The organism is Rohdeia mirabilis (assembly GCA_007750655.1).
GTDB lineage: Bacteria > Planctomycetota > UBA1135 > UBA1135.
The window spans coordinates 1,246,028-1,259,419 of record CP036290.1; the positions used below are offsets into that span (position 1 = coordinate 1,246,028).

Below are 13,392 nucleotides of genomic sequence, written 5' to 3' on the forward strand. Positions count from 1 at the left end.
CACACTCACGCCCGCCATGGCCGAACTGGGACTCGAGAACGTGCACCTCTCCTTCACGGGAGCACCGCTGCTCTCCGGCGTGGACCTGCAGATCCACACCGGTGAACGCATCGGACTCGTCGGGCGCAACGGCACCGGCAAGTCGACGCTCCTGAAGGTGCTCGCCGGCGTGCTCCAACCCGACGAAGGGCGCGTCGTGCGCCGCCCGGACCTGGTCACGTCGGCATTGGTCCAGGACGTGCCGAGCGATCTGGTCGGCACGGTCGAGTCGGTGCTGCGCGCCGCTCTCGCGGACCTGGAACTCGACGGCGACTGGGAGATCGACGCGCGCGTCGAGCGGGCTCTGTCCGAGCTCGACCTGCCCGCGGGTGAAGAGGTCTCGACCCTGTCCGCCGGTCGCAAGCGTCGCGTGCTGCTCGCGGCCGCGCTGATCCGCGAACCCGACGTGCTGCTGCTCGACGAGCCCACGAACCACCTGGACGTGGCGGCGATCGAGGCCCTCGAGGACGCGCTGCCCTGGCGTGCCGGTGCCCTGGTCTTCATCACGCACGACCGCCGCTTCCTCGATCGCCTCGCGACGCGCATCGTCGACCTCGATCGCGGCGTCCTGACCAGCTACGACTGCAACCTTTCGACCTACCTGGATCGCAAGGCGGCCCTGCTCGAGTCCGAGGCGCGCGCGAACGCCGTCTTCGACAAGAAGCTGGCCCAGGAAGAAGCCTGGGTGCGAGCGGGCGTCAAGGCGCGGCGCACGCGCAACATGGGACGCGTGCGTGCGCTCCAGGCGATGCGCAGCGAGCGCGCCGAGCGACGGTCGGAGGTCGGGCGCGTCGAGGCGCGCGTGCAGACCGCCGCCCGCACCGGCCAGAAGGTCATCACCGCCAAGGGGCTGACGCACGCGTTCGACGGCGCGCCGCTCGTCGAGAACCTCGACCTCGAGCTGATGCGCGGCGACCGCGTCGGCATCGTCGGCCCCAACGGCTGCGGGAAGACGACGCTGCTGAGGCTCCTGCTCGAGGAACTGCGCCCGGACGCTGGCACGGTTCACGCCGGAACCAACCTCGAGGTCGCGCGCTTCGACCAGTTGCACGGAACGTTGAATCCCAAGCTGACCGTGCAGGAGAACGTGGTGGGGGACGGCGAGTTCGTCACCATCGACGGGCGCCAGCGGCACGTGCTCGGCTACCTGCAGGACTTCCTGTTCACACCGGACCAGGCGCGCGGACCGATCACGCGCCTGTCGGGCGGCGAGCGCAACCGACTGCAGCTCGCGCAACTCCTGGCGCGGCCCTGCAACCTCTTGATCCTCGACGAGCCGACGAACGACCTCGACGTCGAGACGATGGAGCTGCTCGAGGAGCTGCTCGTCTCGTTCGCGGGGACGCTGCTCGTCGTGAGCCACGACCGCGCGTTCCTCGACAACGTCGTCACGTCGCTGCTCGTCTTCGACGGACCGCGCGGCGTGCGCGAGGTGGTCGGCGGCTACGAGGACTGGGAGCGGCTGCACACCGCGGAGGAGGCGCGCCGGGCCGAAGGGCGGGCGACGAAGAAGCCGGCGGCCGCGAAACCGGCGTCCGCCGCGCCGCGTCCGAGCGCGAAGGCACCGGTCGCGCCGGCTGCGAGCACCGCGACGTCGAACTCCGCTCGGCCGCAGGCGAAGACGCCCGCGAAGGCGACGCCGACCCTGCCGAAGCTCACGTTCACGCAGAAGCACGAGCTCGAAGCCCTGCCAGCCACGATCGAGACGCTCGAGACCGATCGCGACGCGCTCGTCGCGCGCATGTCCGATCCGGACTTCTACCGCACGCCGCCCGCCCAGCTGGCGGCGGTGCGCGCGGAGCACGAGGACCTCGAGGCGCGACTGGCCGCGGCCTACGCGCGTTGGGAGTACCTCGAGAGCCTGCCCAAGAGCTGACGGTACGCTCGCTCGGGGCGGGCCGTCAGCGCCGCGCGAATCGCGCCCTGACCCGCCGCACGAGTGCCGAGGTGTTCTCGGTCTGCCAGGCGTCGGCGCGCGCCGTGTCCGGGTGGGCGGCCTCCAGGCGCCGGAAGATCGGCCCGTGGTGCGCGCCGCCGTCCCAACGGTTCTGGGCCACGAGCGCGTGCAGGCATTCGTGGAACAGCACGAAGCGCACGAACCAATCGGGGACGTCCTGGGTGTCCAGCACCGGATGGATGCGCACCCAGGCGCGCTCGTGCTCGTAGGAACCGAGCTGCAGTCCACGCTTCGGCGCGCGCGTGGGCCAGCGTCCCCAGCCGATCGTCGGCACGGGGTCCAGTCGGGCGAGCGCCTGGCCGCCGCGAGCACTGCGCAGCTCGGCGAACAGCTGCTCGAGGTCGTGGTGTTCGCCGGCCGTGCGCCTGGCCCAGGCGGGGATCGTGCGCGGTGCCTGGGCGGCCCAGCGCGCGTCGATCCAGGCCATCAGGCGCGTGTGCGCCCCGCGCGACCGCCGTCCGTGCAGCAGCCAGCGTGCGAGGTCGTCGACGATCGCGTCCGGGGCGGAGGAGAAGAAGGCGGCGAGGCGCAGGTCGAACGTGACGCGAGCGACCCCGCCTTCGATCTGGCGGAGTCGCTCGCAGCGGATGGCGTGTTCGCGTGAGCGCGAGTAGCGCACCGCGACCACGCACTCGACGCGTCGGCCGAGTTCGAGCGCGAGTTCGCCCGCACTGCGGGCCGCCGGCGCGTCCTCGTCGTCGCCCGTTCGCACGTGCTGGTGGGGCCGGGCCGACGTTCCGCGCCGCGACCGACTACTCGGCGAGACTGAGGTCGAACACCTGCTCGACCCCGTTCTCGATGTAGATCTCGCGCTGCGAGCGCTGCACGTCGAGCAGGGCCATGAACGGGTTGCCACCGGTCTGCGCCGCGCGCTGGGCGTGGATCTGGTAGCGACCCGACGCGATGTGGTCGATCGTGTAGCGACCCTCCTCGTCCGTGCTGCCCTGGAAGGTGATGCCGGGCTTGTCCATGCTCGACATGCCGATGGTGGCGCCGTTCATGAGTTCACCGTTCTCGTCGCGCACGAAGCCGGTGATCGAGCCGCCGACCTCCAGCGCGAAGTCGCCGTAGTCGAGCGGTTCCTCGGACTCGGGCACCTCGAGGTCGGAGACGATCGCCGCGGTGTAGCCGGGGTGTTGGATGTGCAACTGGTACTCACCGGGCATCAGTTGCTCCATCGTGAACGTGCCCGCTTCGTCGGTGACCGCCGTGCGCGCCGTCGTGCGACGGGACAGGACCGATCCGAAGAGCTGGGTGAGCGGATTGTCCATGAACCCGCTGTCCTGGGTCTTCACGCGAGCGCCCGCGATCGGGTCGCCGGTGAGCGCGTCGACCACACGGCCCGTGAGGCCGCCACCGGTCGTCATGCGGATCTCGATGCCGTTGACCACCTGGCCCAGGCGCGCTTCGAAGGTGCTCGACTGGGAGGCCGCGAAGCCTTCGCACTCCGCCTGCAAGAGGTACACGCCCTCGGGAATGCCGCTCATCGTGAACTCGCCGTTCTGCGCGTTCTCGATCTTCTTCGGCATGAACGGCGCGCTCATCACCTGGCTGCCGGGCGTGACGCGACGCACCGAGAGGGTGTAGTTGGCGACGGGGCCGTTGGTCGCACCGACCACGACGCGACCCGTGACTTCGCACAGCGGCTGGAGCTCGAGCAGCAGGTTCTGTTCACCCGCGTCGACGCGCGGCTCGCGGACCTCGGACCAGCCGGCCACGTAGGCGCGGATCTGGTAGGGGCCGTCGACCAGGTCGATCAACTCGAACGTGCCGTCGGACTTGCTCGTGGCCGATCCGCGCGAGGCCTGGATCGAGACGAAACCGTAGGCGTCGACGCGCGCGCCTTCGATCGGTTCGCCCGCGGGTCCCACGACGCGCCCGCGGATCGACAGGCCCGGCAGCAGGCGGAAGTCGGCCTCGACGGTCGTGTCGGCGCCGTCCTGACGCAGATCGACGCGCGACGCGCGGCCGAAGCCCTTCTTGTACGCCGAGATCGTGTTCGTCAGCGCCAGGTCGACGTTCGCGATGGAGTAGTAGCCGTCCGCGTTCGACTTGGTCGACTTGCCCATCTCGATCTGCGTCGCGGTCGGCAGGTTGAGCGCGGCGATCGGCATCAGGATGATCTGCGCGCCCTCGACCGAGCGGCCGCCCTCGTCGCGGATGTACCCGTGGACCAGCAGGCCCTCTTGCAGGGTCACCGTCACGGTCTGGGTCCTTCCAGCCGTGACCGCGACGTTGCGCAGCTCCTGCTCGGCGAAGTCGTCGTGGCGGACGGTGATCGCGTAGAAGGGGCTCGGCGCGAGATCCTCGAAGGTGAACGTGCCCGACTCACGAGTGACGCCGACGAAGTCCTCGTCGTTGAGGCCGAGGCCCGCGTTGCCGTTCTGCAGCTGACCGAGGAACGGCGCGAGCTCGGATCCGGGCGGGCGCTTCTTCAGGGAGATGCGCGCCTTCGGGAGCAGGTTGCCGGCCTCGTCGCGGACGGTCACCACGATGTTCGAGCTGTTGTCGGCGCTGATGGCCTCGGCGACCTCGGGCTGGACCGTGCGCCGCTCGGTGCTCGCGGCGGACTCGGCACCGGAGGGCGTCGTGTCGTCGCCGACCAGGCTCACGGGGCCGAGGTCGGGCTCGTCCTCGTCCGAGACCTGCTCGAGGCCATCGCTGGCCACCTTGTTCGGGCCCAGGGCGGGCTCGGAATCACCCGTGAAGAGCACCGCCAGGAGGGCGATGACGGCGACGAGGACGAACGGCAGGACGACGGCGGGGCGCATGGCGAAATCTCGGAGTCTGGGGCCGCCCGCTGTGACGCCCATGGTCGGGTGTCGTCACGCGGGACGGAGAGTGGGCGGGGCGAGGCCCCGTAGGCAGGGCACTGGCTCGGCGATGGTCCATCGATCGATGGCCGCCCGCGGCTCGCATCCTAGGACGCTCGAGCCGTGGGTGTCTTCCACTGTCCGAGAGGTCGGAAGACCTGGAGGTGCCGCCTTTTCGGGGATTCATCGATCGCGCGCGACCGGTGGACCGCCGAACCTCTCAGACCGCGGTCGCCGAAGCGCGCGCCTTCACCTTTTCGGGTGCCGGACCCGGGAGAATGGACTCCAGGTGCACTTGATTGCCCAGGAAGTAGCTGAAGACGAGCAGCGGGAAGTCGAGGCGCCGGAAGACCTCGAGGCGCGACGAGCGGCCGGTGAGGCTGCTGACGATGCGCGCGTTCTCGCCCGACTTCGGGGCGTACAGGCCCCAGCCTGCGCGCAGCCCGCTGATGGGGAGGAGATAGAGCGGCTTGCTACCGGTCGAGAGGTCGACCTGGCGCTTGAAGCCCCAGCGCAGCGAGGAACCGAGCCACTCGGTGCCGTCGGTCCAGAGCGAGAACTGGCTGCGCAGGAGGCCCGGGTCGCGGCGCAGGAACAGGACCTCGCCCTTCTCGGGCCGGTACTCGGCCTCGGTGACCCGGCCCCAGGATCCGCGCTTGGCCGTCAGGACCCCTTCGAAGACCACGGAGCCGTCCTCCTCGATGCGGGAGAACTCGTGGCGCTTCGTCCACAGGCCGGAGACCTTGACGCGGTAGGTGTGAAGGGGCGTGGTGCTCATCGGGGGGGAGAACGGGCCGGGTGATCGCGGGCGGGGCGTCCGTCGCGGAACCGGCCACGAAATGTACCCGCCGGGCGCGATCGGACCCAGGACAGCGGCGCCGAAGGATCGCGGGGGACGCCGCAGGGTCAGCGTTCGAGGCGCTCGACCGGACGGCGGCGCGGGTCGATCCGCCGCTGCTGGAGATCGTCCACGCTCTCGACCACGAGGATCGGGCGGGCGTCCGTGCCCTCGACGCGCACGACGCGTCCCAGGTGCCGCCCGATCCGGACCCAGTCGCCCCGGGCGAAGGTGCCGGCGAGTCGGGAGGAGGCGGCGGCCTCGGAAGGGGCGGCGGGCACGGGCTGCGGTCGTTCCGAGGCGCGGGGGCGAGCGGAGGCGGCCGCGCGCCGGGCGAGGTGCTCGGCGCGCCAGGTTTCCGCGCTCGTGCAGCGGTCGCAGGCGCCGCAGGGTGACGTGGGCTCGGCCAGCGCGAAGTGGCGCGCCAGCTCGACCCGCCGGCAGTCGGTCTCGGTCGGATCCTCGGGCGAGGCCAGTCGCCACATCTCGAGCAGGTGCGAGAGGTCGCGCTGCAGCTTGGCCTCGGTGCCGACGCTCGCGGGCAGTTCGTCGTCCTCGAGCTCGCGCAGCAGTTCGAGGTCGCCGCGCTCGAACGAGCCGCGCGTGGCGCCGAGGACCTCCAGCCAGCGCAGTGTGATCCCGATGCGGTTGTCGCGCCGGTTCTTCAGCAACAGCTCGCCGCGCAGGTCCTGTTCGTCCTTCGTCGCGATCCGCTCGCCCCAATCGCTCAACGTGCGCTGCACCTGCATCACGAACTCGCGGTCCGGGTTGGCCCAGCGCACGAACTCCTGCTGGACGGCGAGATCCTCGGGATGCGCGATCGCCTCGCACCAGGACGGTTCGCCGTCGCGACCCGCGCGTCCGATCTCCTGGGTCCAGGCCTCGACGGTGCGCGGCAACTGCGCGTGCAGGACGAAGCGGATGTCGGGCTTGTCGACGCCCATGCCGAACGCTGCGGTCGCCAGCACCACCTCGTCGGTCGAGTCCATGAAGCGCGCCTGCATCTGGCGCCGTTCCCGTTGCGAGAGCTTGCCGTGGTAGACGAGGCTCGGAACGCCGCGGCGCACGAGTTCGTCGTGCAGCCGTTCGAGGTCCCTGATCAACGTCGAGTAGACGATGCCCGCGCCTCCGATCTCGGACAGGCGCGACGCGATCAGGTCGATGCGCTCCTCGGGCGACTCGGCGACCGACAGCCCCATGAACAGGTTCGGCCGTTCGATGCCGCCGCGCAGGACGAGCGGGTCGTCGAGTCGCAGCGCTGCGCACACGTCCTCGACCACGCGCGGTGTGGCGGTGGCCGTGACGGCGATGCAGGGCGGGTCGCCGAGCAGTTCGCGGTAGTGGCCGAGGCGGTGGTAGTCGGGCCGGAAGTCGTGGCCCCACTCGCTGATGCAGTGGGCCTCGTCCACGGCCAGGCGCGTGATGTTCAGCTCGGGCAGGGCGGCGAGGAACGCTCGACTGCGGAAGCGTTCGGGCGTCACGTACAGGAGGTCGTACGCGCCCTCGCGAGCCTCGGCCAGGCGCTGCGCCCGGGTCGGCGCGTCGAGGCTCGAGTTGACGAACGTGGCCGCCACACCCTTCGCCCGCAGCGCGTCGACCTGGTCCTGCATCAGCGCGATCAGGGGACTGACGACCAACGTCGTGCCCTCCAACACGAGCGCCGGCAGCTGGTAGCAGAGCGACTTGCCTCCACCCGTCGGGATCGTGAGGACGGTGTCGCGGCCCGCCAGCACCGCTTCGATCGCCGGCGCCTGCAGACCGCGCAGTTCGGTGTGCCCGAAGCGCGAGCGCAGCAGTTCGAGGGTCCGATCCACGCGGCCGTTCGGATCTCAGGCCGAAGGCGCGAGCGCGCGCAGCTGTTCGACGCTCGAGGAGATGACGTCGATCGCACGCTCGATCTCGGCGTCCGTCGTCGTGCGCGCGATCGAGAGACGCAGCGAACCGCCGGCCAGTTCCTCGTCCACGCCCATCGCCAGCAGCACGGGGCTGGGCTTGCGCTTGCTCGAGCCGCAGGCCGAGCCCGTCGACACGAACACGCCGCGCTCGCTCAACAGGGTCAACAGCGCGTTGCCGTGCACGCCGCTGAAGCTGACGTTGCTGGTGTTCGGCGTGCGGACCGCGCTCGCACCGTTGACGGTGGTGCCCGGGACCCGCTCGACGAGCGCGTTCTCGAGGCGGTCGCGTCGCGCGCCCATGGCGGCCATCGCGGAGGCGTCGAGCAGGTGGTCGAGCGCCATCCGCGCCGCGACGCCCAGACCCACGACGCCGGCGGTGTTGACGGTTCCGGCGCGGCGCAGACCCTCGTGGCTGCCGCCCATCAGTAGGGGAGCGAAGCGCTCGTCGTCGCGCACGAACAGCGCACCGGTGCCCTTCGGTCCGTGGAACTTGTGCCCGCTGATCGACAGCAGGTCGGCGCCCAGGTCCTCGGCGTCGATGACCGCCTTGCCGGCCATCTGCACGGCGTCGAGGTGGAGCAGGGCGCCCGCCGCACGACAGGCGTTCGCGATCTCGACGATCAGTTCGCGCGGTTGGACCACCCCGGTCTCGTTGTTGCCCCACAGGAGCGAGACGAGCGCCGTGTCGCCGTCGATCGCCGCCAGCACCTCGTCGCGCTCGAGCAGGCCGTTCGCGTCCACGCCGACGACGCGCGCCTCGAGACCGTCCTCCTCCGCGTAGCGTCGGATCGGCGCGGACGAAGCGGGGTGTTCGACCGCCGAGTGGACGAAGCGTCGCCGACCCGGCTGGAGTCGCCGGCCGGCAGCGATGGCCGTCGCGATGCTCTCGGTCCCACCGCCGGTCAGGACCACGCGATCCGGCGCGCAGCCGACGAGGTCGGCCACGTCGATGCGCGCCGACTCGATGGCGCGTGCCGCGTCGACGCCCATGCGGTGCGGGCTCGACGAGTTGCCGAAGTCGCCGCGCAGGTACGGCAGCATCGCCTCCAGGGCCTCGGGTGCGAGGGGCGTGGTGGCGTTGTGATCGAGGTAGACCGGGTCGGACAGGTGCATGGATCGGGTCTCTGGCGGGTCGAAGGCGTTCCGGCGATCGTAGCGCCTCGTGGGAGTGCGGCGCCTCGATTCGGCCCCTTCGGAGCGGGCGCGCGGGACGGCGAGGGGACGGCGCGTCGGCTCGCGCGGCGGCGGCGCTAGCATTCGGCGGCCATGACCAGCTCCCACCCGATGCGGACCGCCGCCGAACTCGCTTCCGCCCTCGACCTGCCCGCCGCGGTGGTGCGCCCCTACGGCCACCACATGGCCAAGATCGACCACCGCCTCGCGGCCGAGGACCTGCGCCCGGGCGGGCGGACCGTGCTCGTCACCGCGATCAACCCGACGCCTGCGGGCGAGGGGAAGACCGTCAACACGATCGGGCTGTCGATGGCGCTCACGGCGCGAGGCAAGCGCGCCGTCGCGACCCTGCGCCAGCCCTCCATGGGTCCGGTCTTCGGGGTGAAGGGCGGAGGGGCCGGCGGCGGCGCCTGCCAGATGCGTCCCATGACGGACGTCAACCTGCACCTGACCGGTGACTTCCACGCCGTGGCGGCGGCGAACAACCTGCTCGCGGCGGCGCTCGACACGTCGCTGCTGCTCGACAACCCGCTCAAGATCGATCCCGAGCGCGTGACCTGGCGCCGCGTCGTGGACATGAACGACCGGGCCTTGCGCGAGGTCCGCGTGGGCCTGGGGGGCACGAAGAACGGCGTGCCGCGCGACGGCGCGTTCGACATCACCGCCGCCTCCGAGATCATGGCGATCCTCGCGCTCGCCACGTCGATCTCCGACCTGCGCGCGCGGCTCGGGCGCATCCAGATCGGCGAGAGCCTCGTGGACGAGCCCGTCACCGCGGAGGAACTCGGCGCCGCCGGAGCGATGGCCGTGGTGTTGCGCGATGCGCTCGACCCGACGCTCGTACAGACCAGCGAAGGCACGCCGGTGCTCGTGCACGCGGGCCCGTTCGCGAACATCGCCCAGGGCAACTGCTCGGCGATCGCCGACCGCATGGCCGCGAACCTCGGCGACTACGTGGTGACCGAGGCGGGTTTCGGTTCGGACATGGGCGCCGAGAAGTACTTCAACATCAAGTGCCGCGTCACCGGGATGCGTCCGGACTGCGCGGTGCTCGTCGTCACGGCGCGCGCGCTCAAGTTCCACTCCGGGCGCTTCAAGGTGAAGCCCGGTCGGCCGCTGCCGACCGAACTGGCGGAGGAGAACCTCGACGCGCTCGCGGAGGGCTGTTCGAACCTCGAGGCGCACCTGGCGAACCTGGCGGCCCACGGTGTGCCGGTCGTCGTCGCGATCAATACCTTCCCCGGCGACACCGACGCCGAACACGCGCTGATCCGCGAGCGCGCGCTGGCCGCCGGCGCGCGGGCGGTGGCCAAGTCCGAGGTCTTCACCAAGGGCAGCGACGGTGGACTCGAGGTCGCCGACGCCGTGATAGCTGCTGCGGAGAGCGGCGAGGCGAGGTTCCGTCACGCCTACGAGGTCACGGACCGCGTCCCGACCAAGGTCGAAGCCCTGGTGCGGGGGATCTACGGCGGCGAGCGCGCGGCCTTCTCGCCCCAAGCCTCGGAGCAGCTGGCGCGGCTCGAGTCGCGCGGCCAGGCCGACCTGCCGATCTGCGTGGCGAAGACCCAGTACAGCCTCTCCCACGACCCGGCCCTGCTCGGTCGGCCGACGGGCTTCGAGTTCCCCGTGCGCGAGCTGCGTCACTACGCCGGCGCCGGGATCCTCGTGCCGCTCGCCGGCGAAGTCATGACCATGCCGGGCCTCGGTCGGCGCCCGGCCTTCAAGGGCATCGATCTCGCTCCGGATGGGACCATCATCGGCCTGACCTGAGCGGAGGTTCCTCGGCCGGGAACGCGATCGGGTCGGCCCGCCAGAGATCCATCGAAGCGGCCGATAGCGCCGAGATGGACACCGGGTCGCCCACTCCCGACGCCGCCGCTGGATCCACGGAAGCGCTCCAACAACTGGTGCACTGCCTGGCCGCGGCGCTCGGATTCGAGTTCACCCTGATCGGTGTCCTGGACGGCGACAGCGCCATGGTGCGCAGCCTGGCCTGTTCCCTCACCGGGCGCCCCGCCGATCTGCACTACCCGCTGGCCGGATCGCCCTGCGAGCAGACCATGGGTCGTGGTGAGTTCGTGGTCGAGGATCGCGCGGCCGCGCAGTTCCCACGCGACACGGACCTGACGGACCTGGGCGTGCGGGGCTACGTCGGCGCCCGCTTCGTCGACCCCGTCACCGGACGCGTGGCCCTGGTCGCCGGAATGTCGAAGCAACCGGTCGAGGACGGCGAACGAGCGTTGATCATCGCGCGCACTTTCGCGACCTCCGCCGCCGCGATGCGCCAAGTCGAAGTTTCGAACGCCGAGGACGCACTCGTTCGCGAGGCGCTGTCCAGCACCGGGCAAGGTTTCATGGTGGTGGAGGCCGACGGGCGCGTCGTTCGCGCGAGCCAAGAAGCGAACGCGCTCCTGCCCGGGTGCGACGGCGACGGGCTCCGCGAGCGTCTCGGTCGCGACGGCGCGGACGTGTTCGCTGCGCTCTCGCTCGGTCGAGCGTGGAGCGGTCGATTGCGAACGGCGGCGCGCGACGCGGACGGACGGTCACCGATCCTCGAGGTCGAGATCGTGCCTCGTCACGGGCCCGAGCCGGTGTGCTTCGTGCTCCTGCGAGACGTCACCGAGGCGGTGGAGGAGGCGGACAGGCTGCAGGTCGCACTCGATGCGACCGGCGCCGGACTGTGGGACTGGCGCATCCTCGAGGACCGGATCCGCACCGCAGGCCGCTACTTCCAGATGCTCGGTTACGAGGCCCGGGGCGACGAGCTCGGCTATCAGCACTTCGTCGACATCCTGCACCCCGACGACCAGCAGCGGACGTTCGATGCGGTCCAGCAGGTCCAGGCGGGCGAGGTCGAGGAGTACGACATCGAGTTTCGATTGCGCTGCGCGGACGGACGCTTCAAGTGGATCCGGAGCTTCGGCCGCATCGTGGAGCGCGCCGAGGACGGGCGCGCCACGCGCATGGTCGGCTATCACGTCGACGTGGACCCGACGCGGCGGCGGGCCGAGCGGTTGGAGCAGGCCGAGCAGCGTCTGCGCCTCTTCGTCGAGAACACTTCGGCCGCGATCGCGATGCTCGATCGCGATCTGTGCTTCATGACCGCGAGCCGCGGCTACCGTTCGCGCTACGGCATCCACGACCTCGAGGGGCGCCGCTTCGAGGAGGTCTTCGACGATCTCACCGACGACTGGAAGGGGCTCATGGGTCGCGTCCTGACGGGCGAGTCGCTGTCGAAGGCGCGTGCCCGCCGACACGGGATCGACGGGTCGACCTGGAACGTGCGTTGGGCCATGCAGCCCTGGTTCCAGGAGGACGGGACCGTGGGCGGGATGGTGATCCAGGTGGAGACGATCGACGCTCAGATCGAGCACGAGCAGCGACTCTTCGAAGCTCGCGACGCGGCGATCGCGGCCAACCGCGCCCGCGGAGAGTTCCTCGCGAACGTCAGTCACGAGATTCGGACTCCGATGACCGCGATCCTCGGCTTCGCCGACCTCGTCGAGAGCCCGGCGACGTCGGAAGCGCAGCGTGCCGAGTTCCTGGCGACCATGCGTCGCAACGGCGACCACCTGCTCGACATCATCAACACGGTGCTCGATCTGTCGAAGATCGATGCGGGGAAGTTCGACGTCCACCTCGAGGACGTGGACATCGCAGGCTTCGCCGAAGAGGTGGTGCGGACCTTCCGCAGCCGCGCCGAGGAGAAGGGTCTCGAGTTCAGAGTGCAGGCCGAAGGTTGGCCGGATCTCCGACTGCGGACCGACGTGGTGCGCTTGCGGCAGATCCTCACGAACGTCATCCATAACGCGATCAAGTTCACGAGCGACGGCTGGGTCGAGCTGCGGATCGAGGACGTGACCGAAGCCGGCGTCCGGAAGCTCGTGATCGAGGTCGAGGACAGCGGGATCGGAATGTCTCCGGAGCAGGCCAAGACCATCTTCGAGCCCTTCGTGCAGGCGGATGGTTCCTCGTCGCGTCGCTTCGACGGTACGGGGTTGGGACTCAGCATCTCGCGCCGGCTCGCCGAGGTCCTGAACGGAGGTCTGACCGCGACGTCCCGGCCTGGTGTCGGGACCACGTTCCACCTGGTCCTGCCCGTTCTCGAGGCCCTCGACGGACCGCAGGACCGGGCGCCCTCGCTCGCGCCGGCCCGAGATGTCGACTCGATTCGGGCTGCACTCCCGGCGGCGCCCCTGGACGGCCTCCGTGTGCTCCTCGCGGACGACGGCGCCGACAATCGGAGGTTGCTCGGTCTGGTGCTCGAGCGCGCTGGCGCCGACGTCGTGCTCGCCGAGAACGGGCGCGGAGCCGTCGCCGAGGTGGAGGCGGCGGACCCGCCGTTCGACGTGGTTCTGATGGACATGCAGATGCCGGAGCTGGACGGCTACGAGGCCACGCGCGTCCTGCGGAGCCGGGCCTGCGACCTGCCGATCATCGCCTTGACCGCGCACGCCATGCAGGGCGCTCGCGAGGAGTGCATCGAGGCCGGGTGCGACGAGTACCTGGCCAAGCCGGTGGACGCAGGACGGCTCGTGCACGCGATTCGCACGCTGCTCGGGTCTGGGGCCGGGCGCTCGCGACGGGTATCCTGAGCCGCCCGCGGCGGGGCCCGTACCCGAGCGCACCGGAGCGAGAAGCGACGGTCGAGGCCTCGAATCCGCCCGCGCTCCGTCC

General features: G+C 70.7%; 8 protein-coding genes. 3 read left to right on the forward strand and 5 right to left on the reverse strand.

Annotated elements, in window-relative coordinates; translation table 11 throughout:
- The first annotated feature begins 16 nt into the window (after nt 1-16).
- Nucleotides 17-1,915 carry an ATP-binding cassette domain-containing protein gene (locus Pla163_RS04690; RefSeq protein WP_145184328.1) on the forward strand — a complete coding sequence of 633 codons (1,899 nt, stop codon included), beginning with the start codon at nt 17-19 and terminating at the stop codon, nt 1,913-1,915.
- Between the two features lie 25 nt (nt 1,916-1,940).
- On the opposite strand, the gene Pla163_RS04695 is transcribed toward Pla163_RS04690, so the two are convergent.
- The 5 genes from Pla163_RS04695 to Pla163_RS04715 form a co-directional block, all read right to left on the reverse strand.
- On the reverse strand, nt 1,941-2,708 hold the full coding sequence (locus tag Pla163_RS04695; RefSeq protein ID WP_145184331.1) for a hypothetical protein: 768 nt from the start codon (nt 2,706-2,708) through the stop codon (nt 1,941-1,943).
- Nucleotides 2,709-2,748: 40 nt separating this feature from the next.
- Entirely contained in the window at nt 2,749-4,767 is a 2,019-nt protein-coding gene (locus Pla163_RS04700) for a carboxypeptidase regulatory-like domain-containing protein (protein ID WP_419186324.1), read from the reverse strand.
- A 262-nt stretch (nt 4,768-5,029) separates the two neighbouring features.
- Entirely contained in the window at nt 5,030-5,587 is a 558-nt protein-coding gene (locus Pla163_RS04705) for a hypothetical protein (protein ID WP_145184336.1), read from the reverse strand.
- A gap of 128 nt (nt 5,588-5,715) precedes the next feature.
- Nucleotides 5,716-7,461, reverse strand: coding sequence for a RecQ family ATP-dependent DNA helicase (locus tag Pla163_RS04710; protein WP_145184339.1), 1,746 nt, complete (start codon nt 7,459-7,461; stop codon nt 5,716-5,718).
- 15 nt (nt 7,462-7,476) lie between these two features.
- Complete coding sequence (locus Pla163_RS04715; RefSeq protein ID WP_419186325.1) at nt 7,477-8,655, reverse strand: cysteine desulfurase family protein; 1,179 nt, start codon at nt 8,653-8,655, stop codon at nt 7,477-7,479.
- Between the two features lie 153 nt (nt 8,656-8,808).
- Here Pla163_RS04715 and Pla163_RS04720 point away from each other — a divergent pair, with 153 nt between their 5' ends.
- Nucleotides 8,809-10,485: a formate--tetrahydrofolate ligase gene (locus tag Pla163_RS04720; protein WP_145184346.1), complete on the forward strand. Its 1,677-nt coding sequence runs from the start codon at nt 8,809-8,811 to the stop codon at nt 10,483-10,485.
- A gap of 74 nt (nt 10,486-10,559) precedes the next feature.
- Nucleotides 10,560-13,310, forward strand: a complete 2,751-nt coding sequence (locus Pla163_RS04725; protein ID WP_145184349.1) for a PAS domain-containing sensor histidine kinase — start codon at nt 10,560-10,562, stop codon at nt 13,308-13,310.
- Nucleotides 13,311-13,392: the final 82 nt, after the last annotated feature.